Origin of the sequence: Stagnihabitans tardus (assembly GCF_009925085.1) — a bacterium.
Classification (GTDB): Bacteria; Pseudomonadota; Alphaproteobacteria; order Rhodobacterales; family Rhodobacteraceae; genus Stagnihabitans; species Stagnihabitans tardus.
Map to the genome: position 1 here is coordinate 1 of NZ_JAABNR010000034.1, position 26,976 is coordinate 26,976.

At 65.9% G+C, this 26,976-nt stretch carries 29 protein-coding genes; 15 read left to right on the forward strand and 14 right to left on the reverse strand.

Annotation, left to right across the window (positions count from 1 at the left end; all coding sequences use genetic code 11):
* Window positions 1-90 precede the first annotated feature (90 nt).
* The 9 genes from GV832_RS19545 to coxB all read right to left on the reverse strand — a co-directional run bounded on the left by GV832_RS19545 (window position 91) and on the right by coxB (window position 7,725).
* Entirely contained in the window at window positions 91-675 is a 585-nt protein-coding gene (locus GV832_RS19545; protein WP_168776565.1) for a GNAT family N-acetyltransferase, read from the reverse strand.
* Window positions 675-1,934: a M16 family metallopeptidase gene (locus GV832_RS19550; protein ID WP_168776566.1), complete on the reverse strand. Its 1,260-nt coding sequence runs from the start codon at window positions 1,932-1,934 to the stop codon at window positions 675-677. Before GV832_RS19550 ends, GV832_RS19545 begins: the two co-directional genes overlap by 1 nt.
* Window positions 1,931-3,316 (reverse strand): threonine synthase, encoded by a 1,386-nt coding sequence (thrC, locus tag GV832_RS19555; RefSeq protein WP_168776592.1) that lies wholly within the window; start codon window positions 3,314-3,316, stop codon window positions 1,931-1,933. Before thrC ends, GV832_RS19550 begins: the two co-directional genes overlap by 4 nt.
* The gene (locus tag GV832_RS19560) at window positions 3,316-3,972 is read right to left on the reverse strand and encodes an SURF1 family protein (protein ID WP_168776567.1); all 657 of its coding nucleotides are present in this window, start codon (window positions 3,970-3,972) and stop codon (window positions 3,316-3,318) included. Before GV832_RS19560 ends, thrC begins: the two co-directional genes overlap by 1 nt.
* Window positions 3,973-4,134: 162 nt before the next feature.
* Window positions 4,135-4,995: a cytochrome c oxidase subunit 3 gene (locus tag GV832_RS19565; protein ID WP_168776568.1), complete on the reverse strand. Its 861-nt coding sequence runs from the start codon at window positions 4,993-4,995 to the stop codon at window positions 4,135-4,137.
* Window positions 4,996-5,078: 83 nt separating this feature from the next.
* Entirely contained in the window at window positions 5,079-5,651 is a 573-nt protein-coding gene (locus GV832_RS19570) for a cytochrome c oxidase assembly protein (RefSeq protein ID WP_168776569.1), read from the reverse strand.
* Window positions 5,648-5,866: a cytochrome c oxidase system small membrane protein gene (locus GV832_RS19575; RefSeq protein WP_168776570.1), complete on the reverse strand. Its 219-nt coding sequence runs from the start codon at window positions 5,864-5,866 to the stop codon at window positions 5,648-5,650. Before GV832_RS19575 ends, GV832_RS19570 begins: the two co-directional genes overlap by 4 nt.
* Window positions 5,863-6,783 carry a heme o synthase gene (cyoE, locus tag GV832_RS19580; protein ID WP_168776571.1) on the reverse strand — a complete coding sequence of 307 codons (921 nt, stop codon included), beginning with the start codon at window positions 6,781-6,783 and terminating at the stop codon, window positions 5,863-5,865. The genes GV832_RS19575 and cyoE overlap by 4 nt, the downstream gene beginning before the upstream one ends.
* Before the next feature lie 87 nt (window positions 6,784-6,870).
* Complete coding sequence (gene coxB, locus GV832_RS19585) at window positions 6,871-7,725, reverse strand: cytochrome c oxidase subunit II (RefSeq protein WP_168776572.1); 855 nt, start codon at window positions 7,723-7,725, stop codon at window positions 6,871-6,873.
* Between the two features lie 252 nt (window positions 7,726-7,977).
* Between coxB and tldD the strand changes: the two genes are divergently transcribed.
* Window positions 7,978-9,399 carry a metalloprotease TldD gene (tldD, locus tag GV832_RS19590; protein ID WP_168776573.1) on the forward strand — a complete coding sequence of 474 codons (1,422 nt, stop codon included), beginning with the start codon at window positions 7,978-7,980 and terminating at the stop codon, window positions 9,397-9,399.
* 48 nt (window positions 9,400-9,447) lie between these two features.
* On the opposite strand, the gene GV832_RS19595 is transcribed toward tldD, so the two are convergent.
* Both GV832_RS19595 and ychF read right to left on the reverse strand, forming a co-directional pair.
* Entirely contained in the window at window positions 9,448-10,305 is an 858-nt protein-coding gene (locus GV832_RS19595) for a hypothetical protein (RefSeq protein WP_168776574.1), read from the reverse strand.
* Between the two features lie 127 nt (window positions 10,306-10,432).
* Complete coding sequence (gene ychF, locus GV832_RS19600; protein WP_168776575.1) at window positions 10,433-11,530, reverse strand: redox-regulated ATPase YchF; 1,098 nt, start codon at window positions 11,528-11,530, stop codon at window positions 10,433-10,435.
* Between the two features lie 120 nt (window positions 11,531-11,650).
* On the opposite strand from ychF, the gene GV832_RS19605 reads away from it, so the two are divergent.
* The 6 genes from GV832_RS19605 to GV832_RS19630 all read left to right on the forward strand — a co-directional run bounded on the left by GV832_RS19605 (window position 11,651) and on the right by GV832_RS19630 (window position 15,921).
* On the forward strand, window positions 11,651-12,049 hold the full coding sequence (locus GV832_RS19605) for a VOC family protein (RefSeq protein ID WP_168776576.1): 399 nt from the start codon (window positions 11,651-11,653) through the stop codon (window positions 12,047-12,049).
* 75 nt (window positions 12,050-12,124) lie between these two features.
* Complete coding sequence (gene trpA / locus GV832_RS19610; RefSeq protein WP_168776577.1) at window positions 12,125-12,916, forward strand: tryptophan synthase subunit alpha; 792 nt, start codon at window positions 12,125-12,127, stop codon at window positions 12,914-12,916.
* Entirely contained in the window at window positions 12,897-13,337 is a 441-nt protein-coding gene (locus GV832_RS19615) for an MEKHLA domain-containing protein (RefSeq protein ID WP_168776578.1), read from the forward strand. Before trpA ends, GV832_RS19615 begins: the two co-directional genes overlap by 20 nt.
* Before the next feature lie 42 nt (window positions 13,338-13,379).
* Window positions 13,380-13,949, forward strand: a complete 570-nt coding sequence (locus GV832_RS19620; protein WP_168776579.1) for a TMEM175 family protein — start codon at window positions 13,380-13,382, stop codon at window positions 13,947-13,949.
* Window positions 13,949-15,112 (forward strand): alpha-hydroxy acid oxidase, encoded by a 1,164-nt coding sequence (locus GV832_RS19625; protein ID WP_168776580.1) that lies wholly within the window; start codon window positions 13,949-13,951, stop codon window positions 15,110-15,112. Before GV832_RS19620 ends, GV832_RS19625 begins: the two co-directional genes overlap by 1 nt.
* Entirely contained in the window at window positions 15,109-15,921 is an 813-nt protein-coding gene (locus GV832_RS19630; RefSeq protein ID WP_168776581.1) for an alpha/beta hydrolase family protein, read from the forward strand. Before GV832_RS19625 ends, GV832_RS19630 begins: the two co-directional genes overlap by 4 nt.
* 351 nt (window positions 15,922-16,272) lie before the next feature.
* Here the strand turns inward: GV832_RS19630 and GV832_RS19635 are convergent, their stop codons facing one another.
* Window positions 16,273-16,734, reverse strand: coding sequence for an Lrp/AsnC family transcriptional regulator (locus tag GV832_RS19635; RefSeq protein ID WP_168776582.1), 462 nt, complete (start codon window positions 16,732-16,734; stop codon window positions 16,273-16,275).
* Between the two features lie 132 nt (window positions 16,735-16,866).
* Between GV832_RS19635 and cobA the strand changes: the two genes are divergently transcribed.
* The 6 genes from cobA to GV832_RS19665 all read left to right on the forward strand — a co-directional run bounded on the left by cobA (window position 16,867) and on the right by GV832_RS19665 (window position 21,730).
* The gene (cobA, locus tag GV832_RS19640) at window positions 16,867-17,628 is read left to right on the forward strand and encodes a uroporphyrinogen-III C-methyltransferase (RefSeq protein ID WP_168776583.1); all 762 of its coding nucleotides are present in this window, start codon (window positions 16,867-16,869) and stop codon (window positions 17,626-17,628) included.
* Complete coding sequence (locus tag GV832_RS19645) at window positions 17,625-17,927, forward strand: DUF2849 domain-containing protein (RefSeq protein ID WP_168776584.1); 303 nt, start codon at window positions 17,625-17,627, stop codon at window positions 17,925-17,927. Before cobA ends, GV832_RS19645 begins: the two co-directional genes overlap by 4 nt.
* 113 nt (window positions 17,928-18,040) lie before the next feature.
* Complete coding sequence (locus GV832_RS19650) at window positions 18,041-19,705, forward strand: nitrite/sulfite reductase (RefSeq protein WP_168776585.1); 1,665 nt, start codon at window positions 18,041-18,043, stop codon at window positions 19,703-19,705.
* Between the two features lies 1 nt (window position 19,706).
* Window positions 19,707-20,444, forward strand: coding sequence for a phosphoadenylyl-sulfate reductase (locus tag GV832_RS19655; RefSeq protein WP_435531776.1), 738 nt, complete (start codon window positions 19,707-19,709; stop codon window positions 20,442-20,444).
* The gene (locus tag GV832_RS19660) at window positions 20,441-20,845 is read left to right on the forward strand and encodes a DUF934 domain-containing protein (RefSeq protein WP_168776587.1); all 405 of its coding nucleotides are present in this window, start codon (window positions 20,441-20,443) and stop codon (window positions 20,843-20,845) included. The genes GV832_RS19655 and GV832_RS19660 overlap by 4 nt, the downstream gene beginning before the upstream one ends.
* An 84-nt stretch (window positions 20,846-20,929) precedes the next feature.
* Window positions 20,930-21,730, forward strand: coding sequence for a ferredoxin--NADP reductase (locus GV832_RS19665; protein ID WP_168776588.1), 801 nt, complete (start codon window positions 20,930-20,932; stop codon window positions 21,728-21,730).
* A 260-nt stretch (window positions 21,731-21,990) separates the two neighbouring features.
* Here the strand turns inward: GV832_RS19665 and GV832_RS19670 are convergent, their stop codons facing one another.
* The gene (locus tag GV832_RS19670) at window positions 21,991-22,575 is read right to left on the reverse strand and encodes a hypothetical protein (protein ID WP_168776589.1); all 585 of its coding nucleotides are present in this window, start codon (window positions 22,573-22,575) and stop codon (window positions 21,991-21,993) included.
* A 318-nt stretch (window positions 22,576-22,893) separates the two neighbouring features.
* Here GV832_RS19670 and infC point away from each other — a divergent pair, with 318 nt between their 5' ends.
* A complete protein-coding gene (gene infC / locus GV832_RS19675; protein ID WP_435531777.1) occupies window positions 22,894-23,382 on the forward strand; it encodes a translation initiation factor IF-3 in 489 nt (162 codons plus the stop codon).
* A gap of 428 nt (window positions 23,383-23,810) precedes the next feature.
* On the opposite strand, the gene GV832_RS19680 is transcribed toward infC, so the two are convergent.
* Entirely contained in the window at window positions 23,811-25,304 is a 1,494-nt protein-coding gene (locus tag GV832_RS19680; protein WP_168776590.1) for a replicative DNA helicase, read from the reverse strand.
* Window positions 25,305-25,623: 319 nt separating this feature from the next.
* Here GV832_RS19680 and GV832_RS19685 point away from each other — a divergent pair, with 319 nt between their 5' ends.
* Entirely contained in the window at window positions 25,624-26,805 is a 1,182-nt protein-coding gene (locus tag GV832_RS19685) for an aminotransferase (RefSeq protein ID WP_168776591.1), read from the forward strand.
* Window positions 26,806-26,976: the final 171 nt, after the last annotated feature.

Genomic DNA, 26,976 nt, shown 5'->3' on the forward strand with positions numbered 1-26,976 from the left:
TCCAAAGGGGGCCGTGGCCCCCTTTGGGCGGGGGGTCCGGGGGGCGGCAGCCCCCCGGTTGGGCGACCGGGCAAAGCCCGGGCGCAAGCCTCAGCCGACTTCCGTCCGCCCGCGCCGATCATGGCGCAGATTGGCGTAAAGCACATGATTGCGCCAGCGGCCGTTGATCTGCAGATAGGCCTGGGCCACGCCCTCGTACTTGAAGCCGCATTTCTCCAGAACCCCGCGCGAGGCCGCGTTTTCCGGCAGACAGGCGGCTTCGATCCGGCTCAGGTCCATCTCGGAGAAGGCGTGATGCACCAGCGCCGTGATGGCCTCGCGCATATAGCCTTGCCGCGCATGGTCCGCGCCGATCCAATAGCCCAGGGTCCCCGATTGCACCGGGCCGCGGCGGATATTGTCCAGCGTGATCCCCCCCATGACTTGCCCGTCCGAGCGCCGGACCAGCATCAGGGGCAGAGCCGTGCCCTGGGCCTCGGCCCTTGCCGCCCAATAGACCCGGTTGGTAAAGGCCTTGCGGCTGAGGTGATCTTCCGACCGCACCGGCTCCCAGGGGATCAGATGCGCCGCACTGGCCTCGCGCAAGTTGGCCCAGGCCCGCCAGTCGCTGTGGACCGGCAGGCGCAGCACCATGCGCTCGGTCTGGATCGCGGGCTTGCGGCGCAGTCCGAACATCAGCCCCGCAGCCTCTCGCGGATGGCCTCCAGCCCCGGAGCCGCCTCCACCGGGCCGTAAAGCGCAAGGGCCGCGGGGGCCGCCGTCAGCCTTTCGGCATAGGCGCGGACATCGGCCACGGTCACGGCGTCGATCTTGGCCACGACCTCTTCGACATCCGGAACCCTTCCATGGATCGCCAGGAGCCGCGCGATGCGCTCGGCGCGACTGGAGGCCGATTCCAGCCCCATCAGCATGCCCGCCTTCATCTGCGCCCTGGCGCGGGCCACTTCGGCCTCGGTCATGTCCTCGGCCGCCCGCTTCAGCTCATCCACGGTCAAGGTCACGAGGTCGGCGATCTCTTCCTCCGAGGTCCCGGCGTAAAGCGTGATCTGGCCCGCATCCTCATAGGCGCCGGCCTGGGCGAAGATCGAATAGCACAGGCCCCGCTCCTCGCGGATCTTCTGGAACAGCCGCGAGGACATGCCGCCGCCCAGGGCCATGGCATAGACCTGCGCCGCATGGACCATGGGATCGCGGTAGCCCGGGCTGTCGAAAGCCATGGCGAAATGGACCTGCTCGAGGTCCTTGACCTCGCGCCGCTCGGCGCCCTGGAAGCGCGCGGGCTGAAAGCCCGGCGCGGGCCGCGCGGCAATTCCCGCAAACATCGCCTCGGCCTGTTTGACCACGGCCTCATGATCCACCGCGCCCGCCGCAGCCATGATCATCTGCCCCGGCCCGTAATGTTCCGAGACAAAGCCGCGCAGGTCGCCCGCGCCAAAGGAGGAGACCCGCTCCTCCGGCCCCAGGATCGTGCGGCCGAAGCTCTGATCGGGATAGGCCGCCTCGTGCAGCCAGTCGAAGACGATGTCATCGGGCGTATCCAGCGCCTGGCCGATCTCTTGCAGGATCACATGGCGCTCGGTCTCGATATCGGCCTCATGAAAGGCCGGGTTCAGGACGATATCGCCCACGACATCCAGCGCGAGCCCCACATCCTCTTGCAGGACGCGCGCATAATAGGCCGTGGTCTCGCGCGAGGTATAGGCGTTGATATAGCCACCCACATCCTCGATTTCCTCGGCGATCTGCAGGGCCGACCGCCGGGCCGTGCCCTTGAAGGCCATATGCTCCAGGAAATGCGCGATGCCGTTCTGTTCGGGCCGCTCATGCCGCCCGCCGGCCTGGACCCAGATCCCCGCCGAGGCGCTTTTGAGCCCCGGCATATCCTCGGTCACGACCCTCAGGCCATTGGGAAGCGTGGTCAGCCTGACTGTCAACGCGCAATCCTTTCACGGACCAGCGCCATCAGGGCGCCAAGGTCATTGGGAACCCGCGTCACCCGCTCGGGCCGCTGGTAGAGATCGGCCATGCGGGGCGGCAGGGGCGGGCGGATGCCTGAGGCCTGCTCGACCGCATCGGGGAACTTTGCCGGGTGGGCCGTGGCCAGGGTCACCATGGGGGCGGCGCCCAGATGCTCTTCGGCGACCTTCACCCCCACCGCGCCATGCGGGCAGAGAAGCTGGCCGCTGCTTGCCAGCGTCGCGCGGATCGTGGCGAGCGTCTCTTCCTCGGAACACCGGCCCGAGGCGAAGGTCGCGCGCAGGGTCTCCAGCGCGCCCTGGCTGATCTTGAAGCCCCCGGCCTTCAACTCCGCCATCAGCGCGCTGATGGCCGCGCCATCCCGCCCATAGGCATCGAACAGCGCGCGCTCGAAGTTGGACGAAACCTCGATATCCATGGAAGGAGAGACCGAGGGTCGCACGCCATCGGTCTTGTAGTCACCCGAGCGCAAGGCGCGGTCCAGAATGTCGTTCTGGTTGGTGGCGATCACCAGCCGCTCGATGGGCAGGCCCATTTTCCGCGCGATATAGCCCGCGAAGATGTCGCCGAAATTCCCGGTCGGCACGGTAAAGCTGACCGGGCGGAAAGGCGCGCCGAGGTTCACCGCCGCATAGACGTAATAGACCACCTGCGCCAGGACCCGCGCCCAGTTGATCGAGTTGACCCCCGCGAGCCGCACCCCGTCGCGGAAGGCGAAGTCGTTGAACATGTCCTTCAGCCGCGCCTGGGCGTCGTCGAAGCTCCCGTCGATGGCCAGCGCATGGACATTGGACTCCGTGGGCGTGGTCATCTGGCGCCTTTGCACCTCGGAGACCCGGCCATGCGGATAGAGGATGAAGACATCGACATTGGCCAGCCCCCGGAAGGCCTCGATCGCCGCCGAGCCCGTGTCGCCAGAGGTCGCCCCGACAATCGTGATCCGCTCACCCGACCGCGCCAGGGCCGCCTGCATCATCTGCCCGATGATCTGCATGGCGAAGTCCTTGAAGGCCAAGGTCGGCCCGTGGAACAGCTCCAAGAGGAAATGGTTGGGCGCGATCTGCACCAGGGGCGCGCGGGCGTCATGGCCGAAGCCCGCATAGGCGCGCTCCAGGAGGCCCTTGAACTCGGTGTCAGAGAAGGTCTCGCCGATGAAGGGCTTCATCACGCGGAAGGCCACCTCTTCGTAAGACAGCCCCGCCATGGCGGCGAAATCCTCGGCCGCAAAGACCGGCACGGTCTGCGGCACATAAAGCCCGCCATCGCGCGCCAGGCCCGTCATCATCGCCTGTTCGAACGTCAGAACCGGGGCCTGACCCCGCGTGGAGATATAGCGCATCATCCTGCCCCTTGATTTTGCCGCCTGATACGCCACATCCACGCCCCTGTCATCACGAACCAGACAAGGGCCAGAGAAAACCAGGTCAAGGCATAGTTCCAGTGGTCATTGGGAATAGAGGAAGTATTGACCGGCACCGGGACAATCCCGTCAACCACTGGCCCATCCGCGACAATAAGCAGGGCCTCGGTGCCAAGTGCTGCCGCCATGGCGGGGACATCGCGGGCGAACCACAGGTCACCCTCGGGCGGCGGCGTGTAGCTGTCCTTCTCCTGCGGCATGTCCAGGTTGCCGGTGAGGGTCACCTGCCCCCCCAGGGCCGCCTCCTTGCCCTCGGGCCGGATCCCCAGGTCGACCAGCACGCGGCGCCCGCCCGTCTCCATGACCGCGATGACACGCTTGCCCGGCCCCGTGTCGCGCAAACTGTCCAGCTTGTAGACCGCCTCGCCCGTCAGCCGCCCCGAGACCGTCACCGCCCTGTAGCGCTCCTGCTCCGCCTCTGCGGGCAAGGCCACCGGCGCCCCCCCGATCATCACCTCGATCTCGGCGATCTTGGCTTCCTTCAGCGCCAGGCGCTGCAACTGCCAGGTCCCCAGCGAGATGAGGATCGCCACCCCCACCACCCCAAAGACCAAAGGCCCGATCACCCGCCGCATCCGTCTCTCCCAAGCAAAAGGGCGCCCGAAGACGCCCCCATTTCATCTGTTCACAAATATCCACGGGGTTTCCAAAGGGGAGCGTGCTCCCCTTTGGTCGGGGGGTCCGGGGGGCGGAAGCCCCCCGGTGGGGCGACGCGCAAAGCGCGGCGCAATCCCTCCTCAGCCCTGGCCCCAGACATAGACGGCGGCGAAGAGGAACAGCCAGACCACGTCGACGAAGTGCCAGTACCAGGCCGCCGCCTCGAAGCCCACATGCTGCTCGGGCGTGAAGTCGCCCTTGTAGGTGCGGATCAGGCAGACGCCCAGGAAGATCGTCCCGATGAAGACGTGGAACCCGTGGAACCCCGTCGCCATGAAGAACGAAGCCCCGTAGATATTGCCCGCAAAGCCGAAGGCCGCGTGGGAATATTCATAGGCCTGGAAGAAGGAGAACACCGCGCCGAGGATCATGGCCAGCCAAAGGCCGTTCTTGATGTCCTTGCGGTTGTTGTTGTCGTGAACCAGGGCATGGTGCGCCCAGGTCGCCGCCGCGCCCGAGCACAGAAGGATCAGCGTGTTGATCAGGGGCAGGTGCCAGGGGTCGAAAGTCTCGATCCCGGCGGGCGGCCAGACGCCGTCGATGATCGGCGACTGCGGCCAGACCCGGTTGCCATCGGCATCCAGGATCGGCTCCATCGGATACATGCGATGCTTGAAGAAGGTCCAGAACCAGGCCGAGAAGAACATGACTTCGGACATGATGAACATGATGAAGCCATAGCGCAGGCCGATGCGCACGACGGGGGTATGGTCGCCCGTATTGCCCTCGTGGACGACATTGGACCACCAGCCATACATGCAGAACAGCACGCCAACGAGACCCGCCAGCATGATGAAGGGCGTGCCCCGTTCGGCGGCGCCATGTCCGCCCATCCAGATCACCGCGCCCAGAAGCATGGTGAAGGCCGACACCGCGCTGGCGAAGGGCCAGATCGAGGGCGGCAGGATGTGGTAATCGTGGTTCTTGGCGTGGTCGGCCATCTTGTCGGGCTCCCTCGTTTCTTCTGTGTCATTTGACCGGCTGGGCCGGTCGGGGTCAGTTTGCCGGCCGGGCCGGGTCGGGGTCAGTTTACCGGCTGGGCCGGGGCTGGCGCAAGCGACGCCTCGGCCTCGGGCAGCGGAATTTGGTGGAAAGTATAGGACAGCGTGATCTCGCGGATGTATTTCGCCTCGCGGTCGCGGGTGATCTCGGGATCCACGAAGAAGGTAACCGGCATCTGCACGGTCTCTCCGGGCTGCAAGACCTGCTCGGTGAAGCAGAAACACTCGATCTTGGTGAAGTAGCCACCGGCCTGGTCGGGCGAGACATTGTAGCTCGCCTGGCCCGCGATGGGCCGGTCGGTCGGATTGTGCGCCTCGTAGAAGGCCAGGCCGCTTTCGCCGATCTTGATCTCCATCATGCGCTGGACCGGCTTGAAGCTCCAGGGCATCCCCCGCTCGATCGAGGCATCGAAGCGGACGCGGATGGTCTGATCCAGCACTTCGGCGGGCGCGATCTCGGCCACGGCGGTCGTGCCGCCAAAGCCCGTGACCTGGCAGAACCAGCGGTAGAAGGGCACGGCGGCAAAGGACAACGACACCATGACCAGGGCGACGAGCGCCAGCCAGGCCGCGGTCTTGTTCCGGGCGTCCCTCAATTCCCCGCCCCCTCCGGCTTGGCCTGAAGAGCGGCATCCTCGGGGGCGACCGCATGGCCCTCGCCCCGGATCGCCTTCATCGGGTCGCCCTGCGTCACCTTTTCGACCGTCAGGGCGAAGGACAGAAGCACGAAGCCCCCCAGCGCCAGCCCGACCCAAAGGTTGCGGCTGTAGCGTCGGCGGTGGATCTCGTGATCGGGCTTGAAGAAGCTCATGCGAAGGCCCTCAGGCTGGCTTCGACGAGAAGCGCGCCGAAATGCAGGAAAAGATAGGCCAGAGAGAAGGTGAAGACCTTCTTCTCGACCTTGTACTTGTCGGCCTGGGCCATCTCTTCATCCCGGCGCAGGATCATCACCGCGCCCAGGACGAAGCCCGCGTTCAACAGGGCCGAGGTGACCAGGTAGACCATGCCGCCGATGGGCGTGAAGCCAAGCGCCAGCGAGACCGGGACCAGCAGCAGCGTGTAAGCGATGATATGGCGCCGCGTGACCTTCTTGCCATGGGTCACCGTCAGCATCGGCACGCGGGCCGCGTCGTAATCGGCATTCATGAAGAGCGCGAGCGCCCAGAAATGCGGCGGGGTCCACATGAAGATCAGCGCGAACATGAGCCAGGCCTCGACCGAGACCGAACCCGTCGCCGCGACCCAGCCGATCATCGGCGGAAAGGCCCCGGCGGCGCCCCCGATGACGATGTTCTGCGGCGTCGAGCGCTTCAGCCACATGGAATAGACGACGACGTAAAAGAAGATGGTAAAGGCCAGCAAGCCCGCCGCCAGCAGGTTCGTGGCCAGCCCAAGCATCAGGACCGAGGCGACCGACAGCGCGAGGCCAAAGCCCAGGGCCTCGCCCGGTTGGACCTTGCCCGCCGGGATCGGGCGGCGCGCGGTGCGCTTCATCACCGCGTCGATATCGGCATCCCACCACATGTTCAGCGCCCCAGAGGCCCCTGCCCCCAAAGCGATGAAGAGGATGGCGGTAAAGGCGGTGACCGGCGGCAGATGCGCGGGCGCCACGATCATCCCGACCAAGGCCGTGAAGACGACCAGCGACATGACGCGCGGCTTCAAGAGCTGCACGAAATCCGATGCGCCGGGCTCGGAGACGGGGCTTTCGATCTGGGTATCGGTCATGGGCGTCGCGTCCTTGTGAAGTCGCGTCCTCGTCAAGACGACAGGCCCCCCGGTGTCAGAGGGGCCCGCGCAGCACTGTCGCAAGCGTCAGTTCGAAGCCAGTTCCAGGTTGCCGGCCTTGGCGCCCTCGATCCACTTGGCATAGGCCTCTTCCGAGACGACCTTCACCTCGATGGGCATATAGGCGTGGTCCTTGCCGCAGAGCGTGGTGCACTGACCGAAGTAGATGCCTTCCTTGTCGGCGCGGAACCAGGTCTCGCCCAGGCGGCCCGGGACGGCGGAGTGCATGACGCCAAAGGCGGGAACGGCCCAGGCATGGATCACGTCGGCGCCGGTGACCTCGACCTTGACGATCTTGCCGACCGGGACGATCAGGGGATTGTCGACGGCCAGGAGCCAGTCGGATTGGGCATAGCCCTTGGCCTCAAGCTCTTCCTTGGGCAGGAGGATGGACGAGAAGCTCACGCCCGCGTCGGGATATTCGTAATCCCAATACCACTGGTTGCCGGTGACCTTCACCACCAGGTCGGCCACCCGCTCACCATTGGCATTCTCGGGCAGCTCAAGCTGGTTGAACAGCGCGGGCAGCGAGAAGGAGCCGATGAACACGAGGATCAGGATGGGGACCAGGGTCCATGCCACTTCGATCGGCGTGTTGTGGGTGAACTTGGCGGGCGTCGGGTTCGCCTTGGCGTTGAAGCGGACGATGACCCACAGAAGCAGGCCGCAGACGAAGACCGTGATGACGCCCACGATCCACAGGATCATGTGTTCCAGGGCCTGGGCCTCGACGGCGACGGGGGTCGCGGCGGGCTGGAAGCCCGTTCCTTTCGGCACCGGAACGCCGATCTTTTCCAGGCCTTCCGCGATGGCACCGGAGGCGGCCAGCACAAGGGCCGATGCCCCCAAAGACAGACCGCGAAGCGAGGTCTTGATGCTCATGTCAAATTCCCGTTCCCTGCGCGGCGCTTTGGCCGCCTCTTGGGACCCTGCCGGGCGGCAGAATCCAACTCTTTCCCGATGTGGTGAAACCATATTGCCAAGGTCTCGGCAAGAGAAAGGTGGCATTGGCGGCCTTGAAATCCCGCCCATTTTTCCCATGCCTTGCGGTTTTGGCGCCGCAGCCCTAGCTATAGCGCCAAAGGAGAGGCCAAGCGCCCCCCCTCCCTGCCCCAGACCGGAAAGCCCCATCCCATGAGCGAAGCCCCCTTCCGTCCCTTCGAGACCCTGCTCGACGAGGGCTCAGCCCTGGCCCTTCTGCGCGAGGCCGTGGCGGGGGCGGATGATGGCGAGCTTTTCCTGGAACGCCGCCGGTCCGAGGCCCTGGTGCTGGACGACCGCCGCGTCAAGACCGCGAGCTATGACGCTTCCGAGGGTTTTGGCCTGCGCGCCGTGCGCGGCGAGGTGGCGGGCTATGCCCATGCGACCGAGATTTCCGAAGCCGCCCTGCGCCGCGCCGTGGGCACCGCCCGGCTGGCGGTTGGGGCGGGCGGCGGGGTCCTGGCCGATGCGCCTGCGGGGACCAATGTAAAGCTTTATGGCGACCGCGACCCGATGGAGGACGCGGTCTTCTCCGCCAAGATCGACCTCTTGAAGGAGATCGACGCCTATGCGAGGGCGCTTGACCCCCGCGTGATCCAGGTCTCGGCGACGATTTCGGCGGGCGTGCAAGAGGTGGTGATCCTGCGCCCCGAGGGCGGCAAGGTCAGCGACTTCCGCCCCATGGCGCGGTTGAACGTGTCCGTGGTGGTCGAGGAAGCGGGCCGCCGCGAGCAAGGCGGCACCGGGGCCGGGGGCCGTCATGGGCTGGCGCAGCTGATGGCGCCCGCCTTCTGGCAGGCCCAGCTGCGCGAGGCTTTGCGGATCGCGGTGGTGAACCTTGGCGCTGTTCCGGCTCCGGCCGGGGCGATGGATGTGGTGCTCGGGCCGGGCTGGCCGGGGATCCTGCTGCACGAGGCGATTGGCCACGGTCTGGAGGGCGATTTCAACCGCAAGGGCACCTCGGCCTTCGCGGGGCTTCTGGGCCAGCGGATTGCGTCCAAGGGCGTGACCGTGTTGGATGACGGCACGATCCCGGACCGCCGGGGGTCGATTTCGGTGGATGACGAAGGCACGCCCTCGGGCAAGAATGTCCTGATCGAGGACGGGATCCTGGTGGGCTATATGCAAGACCGCCAGAACGCGCGCCTGATGGGGGTGAAGCCCACGGGCAACGGGCGGCGCGAGAGCTTTGCCCATATCCCGATGCCGCGGATGACGAATACCTATATGCTCTCGGGGACGGATCAGCCCGAGGGCATCGTGGCGAGCCTCAAGGACGGCATCTACGCCGTGGGATTCGGCGGCGGTCAGGTGGATATCACGAACGGCAAGTTCGTGTTCAGCTGCACCGAGGCCTACCGGGTGAAGAACGGCGTCATCGGGGCGCCCGTGAAAGGCGCGACGCTGATCGGCGACGGGGCGACGGCGCTCAAGGGCATCCGCGCCATCGGCAACGACCTGAGCCTCGACCCCGGCATCGGCAATTGCGGCAAGGCCGGGCAATGGGTGCCGGTGGGGGTGGGGCAGCCCACGCTGATGATCGGCGGGCTGACGGTCGGCGGCTCGGGCGGGTGAGCGGTGCGCTGAAGCGCACCCTACGCGGGCGGCAGGGTGGAGCCTGACCTAGGGTGCAGGCATCCAATCCGGCCAAGTGACATCGGGCATCTGGAGCTCGGGCAAGGAAAGCTCCGGCCAAGCTATGTCCGGGATATCTGGCATCCGATCCGGAAGGGCTGACAAGATGCCCTGTGCCGCGCTCCAAGCCTCTCCCGGGCTGGAGCGGACCGCCTGCCAGACCTCATCGACCGTGGGAACCTTCATGCCGCAGACCTTGTCGGTCTCTGCCGTGGTCGTCGCGTCGGACAGGATCGCCCCCTGCATCAGGTCCATCTCCCGCATCATGTCGCAGGTCATCGCGATGTCCAGGCCCGCATCGGCCACCGAAACGACCGTGCCCGCATAGGGAATGGCCTTTCCCACCAGGGAAGAAAGCTTGTCCCCCGCCCAATGCGCCAACTGCCGACGCGCCACCGTCCCAAAGCGCAAGACGACCTCTCGCGCCCTGAGCCAAGCCTTTGAGACGACAGCCAGTTCTGCTCTGACCTGGCGCAACTCAACGTGACGCGCGACCAGCTTGCCGTAGTATTCCTCGGCCTTGAGCGTTTGCAAGGCCAACGCCTTGGCCAAACGCGCCTCGCGTGCCGTGCTTGCGGCGAGGGTCTTGGCCAAGCGAGCCTCCCGCGCCGAAACCTCAGCCAGCTTGCGCTCTGCCTTGGCGACCCGCGTGCTCGGCGGATCGAAACCGCTGAGCGCGGAGAGTCCGCTTCCAACAGCAGATGCAACCTCTCCGCCTGCCCAATAGGCGAGGTTCAGGGAGACCGAAATCACGAAGGCCACCGCAAAGACGAAACTCCAGGCCCGGCGTGCGAGTTCAGCCGTGATGTGGAACGCCCAATGCAAAAGCCCGCCGGATCGCTGCATGAAAATCTCCCGAGATGAAACTTGGACTCAGGCTATGACCCGATCGCCTTCGCCGCAAACCAATACGGCCGCCCCATCAGGCGGCCGCGTCCGGATTTGTCACCGTAGGGTGGGTGAAACCCACCGCTTACGCGTTGAAGAGGAAGTGCAAGACGTCGCCGTCCTTGACCTCATAGGTCTTGCCTTCGACGCGGAACTTGCCGGCCTCTTTCGCACCGGCCTCGCCCTTGCCCGCCACGTAGTCGTCATAGCCGACCGTTTCCGCCCGAATGAAGCCCTTCTCGAAATCGCCATGGATCACGCCTGCGGCTTGCGGCGCCAGCGTCCCCTTGGTGATCGTCCAGGCTCTCGCCTCCTTCGGGCCCACGGTGAAATAGGTCTGCAGGCCCAAAAGCGCATAGCCCGCCTTGATCAGGCGGTCGAGCCCCGCCTCGTGCAGGCCCATCTCCTCGAGGAACATGGCCGCGTCATCGGCGGGCATCTGGGCCAGCTCTTCCTCGATCCTGGCCGAGATCACGACCGTCCCCGCCCCCTGCGCCTTGGCCATCACCGCCACGCGGTCGGACTGCGAATTGCCGGTGGCCGCCTTGGCCTCCTCGACATTGCAGACGTAAAGCACGGGCTTGGAGGTCAGAAGCATCAACTGCCGCCAGATGCGCTTGTCATCCTCGGCCACCTGCACGGTGCGGGCGGGCTTGCCCTCGTTCAAGGCAGCCAGGGCCGCGCGAAGAAGCCGGTCCTGGTCCAAAGTATCCTGGTCCCCGCCGCGGAGCTTTTTCCCCAGGGCCACAAGACGGCGCTCGATCGATTCCATATCGGCCAGCATCAGCTCGGTCTCGATGGTCTCGGCATCGGCCACCGGATCGATGCGGCCTTCCACATGGGTGATGTCGCCGTCCTCGAAGCAGCGCAGCACATGGGCGATGGCGTCGCATTCGCGGATATTGGCGAGGAACTGGTTGCCAAGCCCCTCACCCTTCGAGGCCCCGCGCACCAGGCCCGCGATATCGACGAAGGTCATGCGGGTCGGGATGATCGTCTTGGACCCGGCGATCCCCGCCAAGACGTCAAGCCGCGCATCGGGGACGGCGACCTCGCCGACATTGGGCTCGATGGTGCAGAACGGAAAGTTGGCCGCCTGGGCCGCCGCCGTCCGCGTCAGGGCATTGAACAGCGTCGACTTGCCGACATTCGGCAGACCCACGATCCCCATCTTGAAACCCATGACGCTCTCCTTTTCGCTTGCCCCCGCGCAATAGGCGCGCAAGGGCCAAGGGTCAAGCCTGTAGGGCTTGCCTCAGGGGCTCAGCCATGGCAAGCTGCTTCGATATCAAAGGAGATTGCCATGGCCACTCACCCCTATATCCATTTCCGGGGCAACTGCGCCGAAGCCCTGACCGCCTATGCCGCGATCTTTGGCGGCACCGATTTGCAGATGATGCGCTATGGCGACGAGCCGGGCGGCACGCCAAACCCCGGCGCGCGCATCATGCATGGGCAACTGACCCTCGGCAACGGCACGCTCATGGCCTCGGACTTCCCCGAAGGCGCGCCCAGCGATCCGCAAAAGGCCATGTCCGTCATGCAGACCGGGCCCGATGTCGCCACGGCCCGGGCCTGGTTCGACAAGCTGGCAGAGGGCGGCCAGGTGATCCATCCCTTCATCCCCACCTTCTGGTCGCCTGGCTTCGGCATGGTCACGGACCGCTTCGGGACGCATTGGATCCTCTCGGCCGAGGCCTGATCTCCCCGCCCCGGCCTTGCCTTTGGCGCGTCGCGCGTGCAAACCCTGTGGCCAAAGACCATTGGGAGGCCAATCATGACCCGAATCGACGCCAAGTTCGCCAGCCTCAAGGCTTCGGGGAAAAAGGCCTTCGTGACCTATATCATGGCGGGCGACCCCGATGAGGCAACGACCCTGGCCGTGATGCAGGGCCTGCCGGGCGCGGGGGTCGATATCATCGAGCTCGGCCTGCCCTTCACCGACCCGATGGCGGATGGGCCGACGATCCAGCTCGCGGGCCAACGCGCCCTGGAAGGCGGGATGACGCTGGACAAGACCCTGGCCCTGGTCCGCGCCTTCCGGACTGCTGACCAGACCACGCCCATCGTGCTCATGGGCTATTACAACCCGATCTATTCGCGCGGCGTCGACCTCTTCCTGACCCAGGCGAAAGAGGCCGGCATCGACGGGCTGATCGTCGTCGACCTGCCGCCGGAAGAGGACGACGAGCTCTGCATCCCGGCGCAAAAGGCTGGCCTGAACTTCATCCGCCTCGCCACGCCGACCACCGATGACAAGCGCCTGCCCAAGGTGCTGCAGAACACCTCTGGCTTCGTCTATTACGTCTCGATCACCGGGATCACCGGGGCGGCAGCGGCGCGCCCCGAGGACGTGGCCCCGGAAGTCGCCCGTATCAAGCGCTCCACCGACCTGCCGATCATCGTGGGCTTTGGCATCAACACGCCCGACAGCGCGCAATCCATCGCGGCGATTGCCGATGGCTGCGTCGTGGGCTCTGCCATCGTCAAGGAGATCGGCGCGGGCAAGCCCGTGGCCGAGGTCCTGGCCTTTGTCAAATCGCTGGCCGATGGCGCCCACCGGGGTTGATTGGGGGGCTGACCCCGACCCCGCCTATGCCGCGATCCTGGCCGCCAGCCACCTGGCCCTGACCGGCGAGGCCATCCTCCCCTGGGAGGACCCCTGCCCCGTGGTCTCCCATGGCACTGAGGCCGACCCGATCTTCCGCTGGGCAAATCCTGCGGCACTGGCGCTTTGGGAAACCGACTGGGAGACCTTCACCGCCATGCCCTCGCGCCTATCGGCCGAGGAGGACCCGGGCATCCAGCAAGACCGCAGCCGCTATCTCGCCGAGGCGGCGGCGAAGGGTTTCGTCAGCGATTACAGGGGCATCCGCATTTCGGCCAGGGGGCGGCGCTTCCGCATCAGGGCCACGATCTGGACCGTCACGGACCGGGGCGTCACCCTGGGCCAGGCCGCCCGCATCCTGCATGTCGAAGGGCTTGATTAACCCCGCATCCCCGGTCACTCTGCCCCCAAAACGGGGGAAAAGATGACCAAGGGACGGATCGAGGCCTTTTCGGATGGCGTCATCGCCATCATCATCACGATCATGGTGCTGGAGCTGAAAATCCCCCATGGCGAGGATTTCCGGGCGCTAGTCCCCCTGATCCCGATCTTCCTGAGCTATGTCCTGTCCTTTGCCAATGTCGGCATCTATTGGAACAACCACCACCACATGTTCCACGCCGTCAAACATGTGGGCGGCTGGGTGCTTTGGGCCAATCTCAACCTCTTGTTCTGGCTGTCGCTTTTGCCCTTTGCGACCGGGTTCATGGGGGAAAACCACTTCGCCCCCGTCACGGTCTTCGTCTATTGCCTTGACCTTCTGATGTGCGCGGTCTCTTACCTGCTGCTCGAGATGGCGCTGATCGCCCAGCATGGCCGCGACAGCGACTTTGCCCGGGCCCTGAGCAAGGGGGTCAAGGACAAGGCCTCCTTCGGGCTTTACCTGGCCGCATTGGTGATCTCAGTCTTCCTGCCCCTGGTCTCGCTGGCCATCGTGGCGCTGGTGGCGGCGCTTTGGGTCGTCCCTGACCGCCGTTTCGTGAAGGCCGCCTGATGCCCCCCATCACCTGTATAGAGGACCTGAAGCAGCTCCACCGCCGGGCCGTGCCGAAGATGTTCTGGGACTATTGCGAGAGCGGCAGCTATACCGAACAGACCTTCCGCGACAACGAGGGCGACTTCGCGAAGATCAGGCTGCGCCAGCGCGTCGCCCGTGACCTCTCGGGCCGGACCACCGCCATGCCCATGCTGGACCGGATGCCCACCATGCCCGTGGCGCTCTGCCCCATCGGCTCCTGCGGCATGCAATCGGCCGATGGAGAGATCAAGGCCGCCCGCGCCGCGCGTGACTTCGGCGTTCCCTTCACGCTCTCGACCTTTTCCATCTGTTCCATCGAGGACGTGGCGGAGGCCACCGGCGCCCCCTTCTGGTTCCAGCTTTACGTCATGCAGGACGAGGATTTCGTCGATGGCCTGATCGAGCGCGCAAGGGCCGCGCGCTGTGACGCGCTGGTGATCACCTTGGACCTGCAAATCCTGGGGCAGCGCCACAAGGACATCAAGAACGGCCTGACCGCCCCGCCCAAGATGACCCCGCGCAACCTCCTGGACATGGCGCTGCATCCGCGCTGGTCTTGGGAGATGGCCATGACCAAGCGGAGGACCTTCCGCAATGTCGTGGGCCATGCCAAGGGGGTCCATTCGCTGCAGGCCCTGAACGATTGGTCGAACAAGAACCTCGACCCGCATCTGGATTGGTCCAAGGTCCGAAAATTGCGCGACAAATGGGGCGGGAAGGTGATCCTGAAGGGCATCCTCGACCCCGACGACGCCCGCGCCGCGCTGGATGTGGGGGCCGATGCGATCCTGGTCTCGAACCACGGCGGCAGGCAGCTGGACGGCGCGCTCTCGACGATCCGCGCCCTGCCGGGGATTGTCGAGGCCGTCCAGGGCCGCACCCAGGTCTACCTGGATGGCGGCATCCGCTCGGGGCAAGACGTGCTGAAGGCCCTGGCCCTGGGCGCCGACGGCACCTTCATCGGCCGCAGCTTCCTCTACGGCCTCGGCGCCTTGGGCCAACGCGGCGTCACCGAGGCCCTGACCGTGATCCGCAATGAAATGGACACGTCACTTGCGCTTTGCGGCGTGCAGCATGCGCGGGACTTCTCGCGCGATCATGTGCTTGTGCCCGAAGGATTTTCCGGGAGATGGGAATGATCGAGACGCTCTTGAACACCTATGTCGCAGGCCAACGCCTGCAAGGCACGCTCTGCCTGCCCCAAGGCGGCCCCTCCCCCTGCATCCTCATGCTGCACGGCTTCACCGGGAGCCGCGACGAGCAGGTCATCGCCGGGGTCGGCGAGGGCGTCTTCTCGCGCACCGCCCGCCGCTGGGCCGCTCGCGGCATGGCAAGCCTCCGCATCGACTTCCGCGGCTCCAGCTTCCTCGGCCAAGGCTCGGACGGCGATTTCGCCGATACGACCTATGAGACCCAGATCGCTGATGCCCATGCCGCCTGGGAGGCCCTGACCCAAGACCCCCGCGTCACCCCGGTCGCCGTGCTGGGCTGGAGCATGGGTGGCCTCGTCGCGGCCTCTTTCGCCGGGCGCAGCCAAAAGCCCCGCGCAACCGCGCTCTGGGCGCCCCTGGCCAATCCCAGGGCGAGCCTTGCCGAAATCCAGGGGACCGAAGTCCTGCGCCAGCGTCTCGAAGAGCCGGGACCGCACCGGATCGACCTGCCCTGGGGAAAGACCGTCTACCTGAAACGCGGCTATTTCGAAGGCGTGATGACGAACCGCCCAACCGAAGAGATCGCCCATTACCAGGGCCCCCTCTTCGTGGCCCATGGCACCAGGGACGACGTGATCCCGACCCTGGCGGCCGAAGCCTATCTCGCCGCCCACAAGGGGAGCCACGAGGCCTGGTTCGCCGAGATGGACCATAGCTTCAACGCCACCCAGGGCCCCGAAATGCTGGACAAGCTCGCCGATGCCACGCTGGATTTCATCGTAAAATCAACTTCCTGAGCCCCGAACTTCACCAAAATCCGGAAGGGCCGCGCGCGCCCCGAGCGCGCCGTCCCTTTCACATGTCTCCGAAGAGGCCCTGGACGGGCGAAGCCCGAAAGCCCCCCTCACATTTGCCCAAATACTCTCTTCCAAGTCCCGCGCCGCCCATAACCGCGCCCCGCCTGCTTTCAATTTGGCCCAAATACTCCCTTGCCGCGCCAACCTCGCAAGGGCCCCCTTTTATACTGATCCAAATACTCCCTTGCCGCGCGCCCCCAGAACGCCCTTCCCTTTCGCCCTTGCTCAAATATCCCCTTCGCGCCCGAGCTCCCCCCTTTCAACTTGGCACAAACATCCATCCTGCCCCCGTCACAAGGGCAAAGCCGTCGTCATCTTGATCTCTTCCATGCTGAGCAAAGCGGTGACGTTGTAGATCTTCACCTCGGAAATCAGTGCCTGGTAGAAGGCGTCATAGGCGCGGGCATTCTTGACCCAGACCTTCAGGATATAGTCCACATCCCCCGCCAGCCGATGCGCCTCCAGCACCTCGGGGCGGCGGCGGACCACGTCCAGGAAGCGCTTCTCCCAGCCCAGTTCATGCTCAGACGTGCGCACCAGGACGAAGAAACAGGCCTCCAGCCCCAGGCCCTCCGGATCGCAAACCGCCACGGTCCGCTTGATCACCCCCGCCTCGCGCATCCGCTTGATCCGGTTCCAGACCGGCGTCTTCGAGGACCCGACCTTGCGGGCGATTTCGTCCAGGCTCTGCTCGGCATCGACCTGCAATTCGGCCAGGATCTTGCGGTCCAACTCGTCCACTTGGGCAGCCATTCCAAATCTCCCCCGACAACCGGAACCCTGTTCCTTGCACCAAGCTATATTGAACGAACTTCCTTATTGTCCAGAGGGCATGGCCTTTCCTTGGGAAATTATTCTATATACCCCGCAAGAATGAGGCCCGCCATGACCGATGCTTCCAAAGCCCCGCCCTTCCCCGTCACCTTCATCGGTGCCGGGCCGGGTGCGGCTGCACATCTGACGCTGGGGGCGCTTGCGGCCCTGCAGGCGGCAGAGGTGGTGATCCATGACCGGCTCGTCGGGCCCGAGATCCTCGCCCTGATCCCCGAGACGGTCCGCAAGATCGACATGGGCAAAGAGGGCTTCGGCCGCCACACCCCCCAGGCCGAGATCAACGCGGCCCTCGTGCATCACGCGCAACGGGGCTTCAAGGTCGCGCGTCTCAAGGCAGGCGACTGCGGCATCTTCGGCCGCCTCGACGAGGAAATCGAGGCGCTGGAGGCCCATGGGCTTGCCTTCACCATAATCCCCGGCCTGACCGCCGCGACCGTTGCCGCGGCCGAGATCGGCCAGAGCCTGACCCGGCGCGGCCGCAACGCCGCCCTGCGCATCGTCACCGGCCATGACATGGCGGGCTTCGCCGAGCAGGACTGGCGTGGCCTGGCCCAGAGGGGCGAGGTGGCCGCGATCTACATGGCCAAGAAATCCGCCCGCTTCCTGCAAGGCCGTTTGATGATGCATGGCGCCGATCCCGCCACCCCCATCACCTTGGTCGAAAACGTCTCGCGCCCCGACCAACAGGTCATCGCGGCGACGCTCTCCACCCTGCCAGAGGCCGCCGCCCGCGTCCCGGGCCCCGCCGTCCTGCTTTACGGCCTCGCCCCGCGCGAGGCGCAAACCTTCTCCCTGCAAGAGGCCCTGCCATGAGCCGCCGTTTCACCCCCAAGGTCGTCACCGCCAACCGCCTGCGCGAAGGCGATGTGGTCTACCTGGCCGCCGATGACAGCTGGACACCCCATCACCACGAGGCCGAGCTGATCGAGGACGAGACCCGCGCCGCCGCCCGCCTGGCCCTGGCGGCCTCCCAGCCGCTTTACGTCGTGGGCGCCTATCTCGCCGATGCCAAGCCCGGCCCCAACGGCCCCGAGCCCACTCATTTCCGCGAGGAATTCCGCACCCGTGGCCCGTCCAACTATGCCCATGGCAAGCAGGTGGATCTGGTCTAGACCCGGGGTATACCCCGGGCTACGCAGCGTCATCAAAGCCCGGAAGCGCCCAACCGCAACGCCTCGCAGGGCGGGGTTCACCCCGCCGCCCCCTCCCGAAAAAGAGCCCGCAGATGTATTCCTATTCCGAATTCGACGAAGCCTTCATCGCCTCGCGCGTGGCGCAGTTCACCGACCAGGTGAACCGCCGCCTCGATGGCTCGCTGACCGAGGACGAGTTCCGGCCCCTGCGGCTGATGAACGGGCTCTACCTGCAGCTCCATGCCTATATGCTGCGCGTGGCGATCCCTTACGGCACGATCAACCCGCGCCAGATGCGCCAGTTGGCCCATATCGCCGACACCTGGGACAAGGGCTATGGCCATTTCACCACGCGCCAGAACATCCAGTTCAACTGGCCGAAGCTGCCCGACGTGCCTGCCATCCTCCAGGCGCTGGCCGATGTCGGCATGCATGCGATCCAGACCAGCGGAAATTGCGTGCGGAACGTCACCGCCGACCACTTCGCAGGCGCTGCCGCCGATGAGATCGAAGACCCCCGCCCCTATGCCGAGCTTCTGCGCCAATGGTCCACCGACCACCCGGAGTTCCAGTTCCTGCCGCGCAAGTTCAAGATCGCGATCACCGGCTCGCCCCATGACCGCGCCGTCACCGCCGCCCATGACATCGGGCTGCGCATGACCTCCCGCGACGGAGCACCGGGCTTCGAGGTCTTCGTCGGTGGCGGCCTCGGCCGGACGCCGATGATCGGCCACAAGGTCCGCGATTTCCTGCCCGTGGGCGACCTTCTGCCCTATGTCGAGGCCGTGCTGTCGGTCTATAACATCCTCGGTCGGCGGGATAACAAGTACAAGGCGCGCATCAAGATCACCGTTTTCGAGACCGGTGCGGCCGAAATCACCCGCATGATCGAAGAGCGTTTCGCCGAGATCCGCCCGCTCTTCAAAGGCCATGACCAGCAGCTCCTGGCCGATATCCGCGCGGCCTTTGCCTCGCCCGCGCTGAAGACCGCGCCGGTCACCGCCTATGAGACCGCCCGGAAAGACCCGATCTTCCGCGCCTGGGCCGACACGAACCTCTCCGCCCACCGCGACGCGGATCACGCCATCGTCACCGTCTCGATCAAGGCCCATGGGCAGACGCCCGGCGATGCGACCTCGGCCCAGATGCGGGTCCTGGCCGATCTCTCCGAGACCTATGGCTACAACGAGTTGCGCATCTCGCATGAGCAGAACGTGATCCTGCCCCATGTCCACAAGTCGGACCTTCCGGCGGTCCATGCCGCCCTGCAACAGGTGGGGCTGGCCACGGCCAATGTCGGCCTGATCTCGGATATCATCGCCTGCCCCGGCATGGACTATTGCGCGCTCGCCACTGCGCGTTCGATCCCCATCGCCCAGGAAATCGCCACCCATTTCCGCGCTTTGGACCTGGAACACGAGATCGGCCCGCTGAAGATCAAGATCTCGGGCTGCATCAATGCCTGCGGGCATCACCATGTCGGCCATATCGGCATCCTGGGTCTGGATCGTGCGGGCGTCGAGAACTACCAGATCACGCTGGGCGGCGATGGGACCGAGACGGCCTCCATCGGCGAGAAGACCGGCCATGGCTTCGCCTATGACCAGGTCGTCCCCGCCGTGGAACGCCTGATCCGCGCCTATATCGAGCACCGCACGAGCGCCGAAGAGACCTTCCTCCAGGCCTATCGGCGGCTGGGCATCGAACCCTTCAAAGCGGCCCTCTATGGGTCCGAGGACACACAGGATGCCGCGTGACATGACCTTGGGACCGGTGGCCGAACGGGTCGGGCTTCTGAACGCCCGCTACAAGCACCATTCGGCGACCGCCGTCCTCGAACATGCGCTGAAGGATGCCGACCTCGGCCGCGTGGCCCTGGTCTCCTCCTTTGGCGCGGAGTCGGTGGTGCTCTTGCACCTCGTCTCGATCATCGCCCCCGAGACGCCGGTTCTCTTCGTCGACACCCGCATGCTCTTCCAGGAAACCCTGGATTATCAACGCGAGGTGGCCGAGAAGCTGAACCTCTGCGACCTGCGCACGATCCGCGCCAACCCCAACCGGGTCTCCTTCGAGGATCCGGATGGCACGCTGCACCAGTTCTCGACCGACGCCTGCTGCGGCGTGCGCAAGGTGGAGCCCTTGGAGCGTGCGCTGTCGGAATTCGACGGCTGGATCACGGGCCGCAAGCGCTTCCAGGGCAATGGCCGCGAAACCGTCGATTTCTTCGAGAACGAAGGCGATTTCCGCATCAAGGTGAACCCCTTGGCCCATTGGGGCCGCGAGGATATCGCCGACTACATGGTCAACAACCGCCTGCCGCGCCATCCCCTGGTCGCCAAGGGCTACCCTTCGATCGGCTGCGCGCCCTGCACGACGCCGGTCAAAGAGGGCGAAGACCCCCGCGCCGGCCGTTGGCGGAACTCCGACAAGGTCGAATGCGGCATCCATTTCATCGACGGCAAGGCCGTGCGCCTTGCGAAGGAGAACTCCCTATGACCGTCCTCGTGACCGACCAGGGCTTTGCCCCCGCGCCCGAGCTTCACACCGTGACCCTGGCCGAGCTCTCGGCGCATCAGGGCGCGGTGGACCTCTTACAAACCGACGACCCCGAAGCGCTGGAAGCCCATCTCGACCAGATCACCACGATCCGCGTGGCCTTCCCCGCCTTCAACGACGGCCGCGCCTTCACCGTCGCCCGCCGGCTCAGGATGATGGGCTACAAAGGCCAACTCATCGCCAAGGGTCCGGTCATCGCCGACCAATATGCCATGGCGCGCCGCGTGGGTTTCGATGCCGTCGAAATCCCCGACGAGCTCGCCGCCCGCCAGCCCGAGGCCCAGTGGCTCTTCCGCGCCGACTGGAAGTCGCACGACTACCTCGCCCGCCTGAAGGCCTGAAGCCCCCCGCAGCCTTTTGCCGCGCCCCCTTTCCCGGGGGCCTGGAAAGGTCTATCTGCCTGACCAAACCACCCCGAGGCCCCGATGTCCGATACCGCCAAACCCCACCTGCCCGACGCCCAGACCGTGACCGCGGTGACCCATTGGACCGACCGCCTCTTCTCCTTCCGCGTGACGCGTCCGAAGTCCTTGCGCTTCCGCTCGGGCGAGTTCGTGATGATCGGCCTGATGGGCGACAACGGCAAACCTCTCCTGCGCGCCTATTCCATCGCCTCTCCCGCTTGGGACGAAGAGCTGGAGTTCTATTCGATCAAGGTCCCCGACGGCCCCCTGACCTCGAAGCTGCAGCATATCCAGGTGGGCGACGAGATCATCCTGCGTCCCAAGCCCGTGGGTACGCTGGTGCATGACGCGCTGATGCCCGGCAAGCGGATCTATTTCCTCTCGACAGGCACCGGCTTCGCCCCCTTCGCCAGCCTTTTGCGAGAGCCCGAGACCTACGAGAAATACGACGAAGTCATCATGATGCACACCTGCCGCGAGGTGGCCGAGCTGGAATATGGCCGCCAATTGGTGGAAAGCTTGGCAGATGACCCGCTGATCGGCGAGATGGTGGGCTCGAAGCTGAAATACTACCCCACCACGACGCGGGAAGAGTTCCACCACATGGGCCGCGTGACCGACAACCTGACCTCCGGCAAGGTCTTCGCCGACCTTGGCATCCCCAAGATGGACCCGGCGCATGACCGCGCCATGGTCTGCGGGAGCCTCGCCTTCAACGTCGATGTGAAGGCCATCCTCGAAGGCTTCGGCCTGCGCGAGGGCGCGAACTCCGACCCCAAGGAATTCGTGGTCGAAAAGGCCTTCGTCGGCGACGGGATCTAAACGCGCCCGAAGCAGGCCGCGGACAGACCACAAGGCCGGGGCAAGCAAAGCCCCGGCCTTACCCTTTCAACTTGGCTCAAATATCCCACGGGCGGGGTCCGGGGAGGGTGTGAAACCCTCCCCGGGAGCATCCAAGTGCCCACCCCACCGCAAGAGCGCTCTGCCGCCATCCGCGTAGCCCGGGGTAAACCCCGGGCCCCCGCGCCAAAGAAAAAGGGCCGAGGTTTCCCCCGGCCCTTTCGTCCAAAGCCTTGTGGGGCTTACTGGATCTTCAGCGCGGCCTTCACGGCGGCGACGACTTCACCCAGCTTGGCGGCATCGGTGCCAGCGGCGGTGATCGAGGCCTTCAGCGCCATCTTGGTCGCATCGTCCAAGGTCGAGGCGTCGATGGCAGCGGTCACGGTCGCGGCGTCGAACTTGGCCGGGTCAAGAGCAGCGGCCAGGGCAGCAGCGTCGGGCGCCGCAGCAGCCGGGGCGGCTTCGGTGGTCGCGGCCGGAGCAGCCTCGGTGGTAGCGGCCGGAGCGGCTTCGGTGGTCGCAGCCGGAGCGGCCTCGGTGGTCGCGGCCGGAGCGGCCTCGGTGGTCGCGGCCGGGGCGGCCTCGGTGGTCGCGGCCGGAGCGGCCTCGGTGGTTGCAGCCGGGGCGGTCTCGGTGGTTGCAGCCGGGGCGGCTTCCGTGGTCGCAGCCGGAGCGGCCTCGGTGGTCGCAGCCGGAGCGGCTTCGGTGGTCGCGGCCGGAGCAGCCTCGGTGGCGGCTTCCGGTGCGGGGGCGGGCTTGTTCATCGACCACCAGACGCCACCGGCGGCAGCGATCACGATGATGGCGAGAAGGAGTTTCTTGTTCATGCCTGGTCTCCGTTAACCGACAGTTTAGGATGGTCCGCCCTATGACAGGTTGTCGCAGAAAGGAAAAGGGCTAATGCCGCAATGCGGCAAAACCCGGCCCATCGCCCCCCGCCCCCCAGGAACCATGGGGCGGCCAAAGGCCGTGGCGCCCCGAATGCTCCTCGAATGCTCCCCTTTGCCCCAGCCCCAAGCCCTGCGATGCCGGGTTGAAGCCGCCGCGTTACAGGACTATGTTGCGCGCGATGAAATCTCGAAAGGATCATTACCCTGGCACGCCGTCCTCATAACGCTCCGCCGCAACGCGAAACCGGCCCGCGCATCAATGACCGCATCCGTTCCCCGGAAATCCGCCTGATCGGGGCCGATGGTGAGAATGTGGGCGTCGTGACGCCTGCCCGTGCGATGGCCATGGCAGAAGAGGCGGGCCTGGACCTGGTCGAGATCGTGCCGAATGCCGAGCCGCCGGTCTGCAAGATCATGGACTTCGGCAAGTACAAGTACGAACAGCAAAAGCGCGAGGCCGAGGCGCGCAAGAAGCAGCACATCATCGAGATCAAGGAAATCAAGTTCCGCCCGGGCACGGATGAACATGACTACCAGGTCAAGATGCGCTCGGTCTTGAAGTTCCTCGAAGAGGGCGACAAGGTGAAGGTCACCCTGCGCTTCCGCGGCCGCGAGATGGCGCACCAGGAACTCGGGCTCGAACTCCTCAAGCGCGTGGCCGCCGATGTCGGCGATGCGGGCAAGATCGAGTCGATGCCCAAGCTGGAAGGCAAGCAGATGGTGATGATGGTCGGCCCGAAATAAGGCCGCCCCATCCCGGAAGACCCGAAACGGAGCCCAAGCGGCTCCGTTTGCATTTGAGCCCCCGGCCCCGGAACCCAATTGAGCGCGTTCCGCGCAAGAGCTTCCTCTCGCCTCTGGCTGACGCCAACCGGCTCGGCCCGTGCGACAAGGTGCCACCAAGTCCTGCCCCCGCAGCCCGCCTTCGCGTTCCACACTGGGGCAGACGGCCCCCAGTCTCGGCCCCAGAAGCGCGGAACAGTCGCGCCGCGCCCCCCTCCAGCTTTCACATTGGCCCAAATATCCCCGGGGGTCTGGGGGCAGGCAGCCCCCAGCCTCAGCCGCAAGAGCCCGGCACAGTCGCGCCGCAGCCCCCTCCAGCTTGCACAATGGCCCAAATATCCCCGGGGGTCTGGGGGCGGGCAGCCCCCAGCCGCGCCGCAAGCGCGACCTCAGTAATCGCCGCCGCCGCCGCCCTGCCAGGCCTTGGCCAAGTTGCCGAACCGCGTGAAGCGGCCCTCGAACGAAAGCTCCACCGTGCCGATCGGCCCGTGACGCTGCTTGCCGATGATGACTTCGGCCTTGCCGTGGCATTGCTCCATGATGACCTGCCAGGCGGCCATCTTGTCGAGCTCATGATCGCCCGGTTTCTCGCGTTCCTTGTAGTATTCGTCGCGGTAAACGAACATCACCACATCGGCGTCCTGCTCGATCGAGCCCGATTCCCGCAGGTCACTCAGCTGCGGCCGCTTGTCCTCGCGGCTTTCGACCTGACGCGAGAGCTGCGACAGGGCGATCACCGGGATGTTCAGCTCTTTCGCAATCGCCTTCAGGCCCTGGGTGATTTCGGAGACTTCCTGCACCCGGTTGTCCTTGGAATGGCCCTTCAACAGCTGCAGGTAGTCGATGACCAGCACATCCAGCCCATGGGTCCGCTTCAACCGCCGCGCCCGGGCCGCGACCTGGGAGATCGGCAGGGCCGGCGTGTCGTCGATATAGATCGGGCAGGACTCGAGGCTCTTGGCGGCCTCGACGAAGCGGCGGAACTCGCCCTCGGTCATGTCACCCCGCCGGATCTGCTCGGAGGGCACTTCGGAGGCCTCCGACAGGATCCGCGCCGCCAGCTGCTCGGCGCTCATTTCGAGCGAGAAGAAGCCCACCGCGCCGCCCTCGACCGTGCCTTCGCCACCATCCGGCAGGCGGCCACGCTTATAGGCCTTGGCGATGTTGAAGGCGATGTTGGTGGCGAGCGAGGTCTTGCCCATCGAGGGTCGCCCCGCAAGGATCAGAAGGTCGGAAGGATGCAGCCCCCCCAGCTTCTTGTCGAGGTCGATCAGCCCGGTCGAGATCCCCGCCAGCCCCCCATCGCGCTGATAGGCGGCGTTGGCCACGTTGACCGCCTCGGTCACGGCCTTCAGGAAAGACTGGAAGCCGCGCTCCGCCACACCCTGCTCGCCCAGCTTGTAGAGCTTCTGCTCGGCGTCGATGATCTGGTCCTTGGGCTCGCTGTCGACCTCGACCTTGGCGGCGCGGGCGACGATATCGCGGCCCAAGGAGATCAACTCGCGCCGGACGGCGAGGTCATAGATCATCTGCGCATAGTCCCGCGCGGCATAGGCGCTGATCGCGGCCCCGGCCAGACGCACCAGGTAGGCGGGCCCGCCCAGCTCCTTCAGCCCCGGGTCATCCTCGAAGAAGGGCTTCAGCGTGACCGGAGAGGCCAAGGCGTTCTTCTGGATCCGCGCGGCCATGCGCTCGAAGATGCGGGCATGGAGGGGGTCATAGAAATGCTCGGCCTTCACGAGGCTGGAGATCCGGTCATAGACATCGTTGTTGGTCAGGATCGCGCCCAGAAGCTGCTGTTCGGCCTCGATGTTGTGGGGCAGGACTTCCGCCTCGCCCGCAGCCACCGGCACATTCGGCCTGATCGTCGCAACTTCGTTCATTCCTGCCCCCTTGCCCCGGTTCCGGGGTCATCGTTTCCCGCACGTCTCTTGGCCCCTCGGCCAGGCATCGGTTCCTAACCCCTGGCCCGCCCCCGGTAAAGCAAAAGCCGCGGGGGAAGATCCGGTGGAGAAGCCTGTGGACGAAGCAGACCCCGCCCCAGCGCTTGATGCCCAGCCCCATGATCCTACCACATCCAGCCCAGCCGCAACAGGGTTTCCACGGCTTTGGCGATTCGCCCCCCGGCTTGTCCCCAATCCATCCACAGGCTTCCCCCCCGCTTTGCCCCCGGCTATGCTGCCCCCCAAACCGGAGAGACCCATGACCCTGACCCCCCTGAACCCCGCCATGGCCGCCACCGATCCGCCCCCGGTGATGGAGGCGCGGCGCTGGATCGCGGGCCTGACCTTTCCGGCGGATCGGCCTTTGATCAACGTCTCCCAGGCCGCGCCGGTGGACCTGCCGCCCCTGGCTTTGCGCCAGGCCCTGGCCGAGGCTGCGGTGAACGACCCCAATGCGCATCTCTATGGCCCGGTGCTGGGCCTGCAGGGCTTGCGCGAAGAGATCGCCGCCCAATGGAGCGCCTCTTACGGCGGGGTGATCCGGCCCGAGGAGGTGGCGATCACCCAAGGCTGCAACCAGGCCTTCACGGCGGTCATGTCGACGCTGGCGGGGGCGGGGGACGAGGTCATCCTGCCGACGCCCTGGTATTTCAATCACAAGATGTGGCTGGACATGCAGGGTGTGCGCTCCGTGCCCTTGGCCACCGGGGCCGACCTGTTGCCCGACCCTGTGCGCGCCGCCGCGCTGATCACCGACCGGACGCGGGCCATCGTTCTGGTCTCGCCCAACAACCCGGGCGGGGTGGAATATCCGGCCGAGCTGGTGGCCGCTTTCCGCGACCTGGCGCGGGCACGCGGCCTCGCGCTGATCCTCGATGAGACCTACCGCGATTTCGACGCAAGGACGGGGCGGCCGCATGAGCTCTTTGCCGATCCGGACTGGGCCGATTGCTTCATCCAGCTTTACTCCTTCTCCAAGGCCTATCGCCTGACCGGCCACCGCGTGGGGGCCATCGTGGCCTCGACCGCGCGCCTGGCAGAGGTCGAGAAGTTCCTCGACACCGTCGCCATCTGCCCCAGCCAATTGGGCCAGATCGCGGCGCTGTGGGGGATGCGGAACCTTGCGCAATGGGTGGCGGGCGAGCGGGCCGAGATCCTCGCCCGCCGCGCCGCCATGGTGGAAGGCTTCGGCGCGCTGGAAGGCTGGAAGCTCCTGGGCTGCGGCGCCTATTTCGCCTATGTCGCGCATCCCTTCGCCCAGGGCTCCGAGGCGGTCTGCAAGGCGGCCGTGACCAAGGCCGCGACGCTGATGCTGCCGGGCACGATGTTCCAGCCCGAAAGCCATGACGAGGGCCAGCGGCAAATCCGCATCGCCTTTGCCAATGTGGATCAGGCGGGGATTGCGACGCTCTTTGACAGGCTGGCAGGCTTCCGCCCCTGAACCCTGGCACCCTGGAGCGCCCCCGTGCGCCTTCCACCCGGAACCCCGGCCCATAGCACCACCCCCTAGCCCGGGGTTCACCCCGGGTTTGCCGCGAGCTTTCGGATTTTCCTGCGGAAAAGCCGAAAGCTCGCGGCCCGCGCGCCGGGGGGTGCGGGGGGCTCCGCCCCC

What these genes read in the sequence shown, in the direction of transcription:
- GV832_RS19595 (WP_168776574.1), bottom strand. Translation starts at nt 10,305, where the DNA reads ATGCAGCGATCCGGCGGGCTTTTGCATTGGGCGTTCCACATCACGGCT.
- cobA (WP_168776583.1), top strand. Translation starts at nt 16,867, where the DNA reads ATGACCGATGCTTCCAAAGCCCCGCCCTTCCCCGTCACCTTCATCGGT.
- GV832_RS19620 (WP_168776579.1), top strand. Translation starts at nt 13,380, where the DNA reads ATGACCAAGGGACGGATCGAGGCCTTTTCGGATGGCGTCATCGCCATC.
- tldD (WP_168776573.1), top strand. Translation starts at nt 7,978, where the DNA reads ATGAGCGAAGCCCCCTTCCGTCCCTTCGAGACCCTGCTCGACGAGGGC.
- GV832_RS19630 (WP_168776581.1), top strand. Translation starts at nt 15,109, where the DNA reads ATGATCGAGACGCTCTTGAACACCTATGTCGCAGGCCAACGCCTGCAA.
- GV832_RS19615 (WP_168776578.1), top strand. Translation starts at nt 12,897, where the DNA reads ATGGCGCCCACCGGGGTTGATTGGGGGGCTGACCCCGACCCCGCCTAT.
- GV832_RS19560 (WP_168776567.1), bottom strand. Translation starts at nt 3,972, where the DNA reads ATGCGGCGGGTGATCGGGCCTTTGGTCTTTGGGGTGGTGGGGGTGGCG.
- GV832_RS19545 (WP_168776565.1), bottom strand. Translation starts at nt 675, where the DNA reads ATGTTCGGACTGCGCCGCAAGCCCGCGATCCAGACCGAGCGCATGGTG.
- GV832_RS19655 (WP_435531776.1), top strand. Translation starts at nt 19,707, where the DNA reads ATGACCTTGGGACCGGTGGCCGAACGGGTCGGGCTTCTGAACGCCCGC.
- coxB (WP_168776572.1), bottom strand. Translation starts at nt 7,725, where the DNA reads ATGAGCATCAAGACCTCGCTTCGCGGTCTGTCTTTGGGGGCATCGGCC.
- cyoE (WP_168776571.1), bottom strand. Translation starts at nt 6,783, where the DNA reads ATGACCGATACCCAGATCGAAAGCCCCGTCTCCGAGCCCGGCGCATCG.
- GV832_RS19670 (WP_168776589.1), bottom strand. Translation starts at nt 22,575, where the DNA reads ATGAACAAGAAACTCCTTCTCGCCATCATCGTGATCGCTGCCGCCGGT.
- ychF (WP_168776575.1), bottom strand. Translation starts at nt 11,530, where the DNA reads ATGGGTTTCAAGATGGGGATCGTGGGTCTGCCGAATGTCGGCAAGTCG.
- GV832_RS19660 (WP_168776587.1), top strand. Translation starts at nt 20,441, where the DNA reads ATGACCGTCCTCGTGACCGACCAGGGCTTTGCCCCCGCGCCCGAGCTT.
- GV832_RS19680 (WP_168776590.1), bottom strand. Translation starts at nt 25,304, where the DNA reads ATGAACGAAGTTGCGACGATCAGGCCGAATGTGCCGGTGGCTGCGGGC.
- GV832_RS19635 (WP_168776582.1), bottom strand. Translation starts at nt 16,734, where the DNA reads ATGGCTGCCCAAGTGGACGAGTTGGACCGCAAGATCCTGGCCGAATTG.
- GV832_RS19575 (WP_168776570.1), bottom strand. Translation starts at nt 5,866, where the DNA reads ATGAGCTTCTTCAAGCCCGATCACGAGATCCACCGCCGACGCTACAGC.
- GV832_RS19645 (WP_168776584.1), top strand. Translation starts at nt 17,625, where the DNA reads ATGAGCCGCCGTTTCACCCCCAAGGTCGTCACCGCCAACCGCCTGCGC.
- GV832_RS19650 (WP_168776585.1), top strand. Translation starts at nt 18,041, where the DNA reads ATGTATTCCTATTCCGAATTCGACGAAGCCTTCATCGCCTCGCGCGTG.
- GV832_RS19625 (WP_168776580.1), top strand. Translation starts at nt 13,949, where the DNA reads ATGCCCCCCATCACCTGTATAGAGGACCTGAAGCAGCTCCACCGCCGG.
- GV832_RS19685 (WP_168776591.1), top strand. Translation starts at nt 25,624, where the DNA reads ATGACCCTGACCCCCCTGAACCCCGCCATGGCCGCCACCGATCCGCCC.
- GV832_RS19665 (WP_168776588.1), top strand. Translation starts at nt 20,930, where the DNA reads ATGTCCGATACCGCCAAACCCCACCTGCCCGACGCCCAGACCGTGACC.
- thrC (WP_168776592.1), bottom strand. Translation starts at nt 3,316, where the DNA reads ATGCGCTATATCTCCACGCGGGGTCAGGCCCCGGTTCTGACGTTCGAA.
- GV832_RS19565 (WP_168776568.1), bottom strand. Translation starts at nt 4,995, where the DNA reads ATGGCCGACCACGCCAAGAACCACGATTACCACATCCTGCCGCCCTCG.
- trpA (WP_168776577.1), top strand. Translation starts at nt 12,125, where the DNA reads ATGACCCGAATCGACGCCAAGTTCGCCAGCCTCAAGGCTTCGGGGAAA.
- GV832_RS19605 (WP_168776576.1), top strand. Translation starts at nt 11,651, where the DNA reads ATGGCCACTCACCCCTATATCCATTTCCGGGGCAACTGCGCCGAAGCC.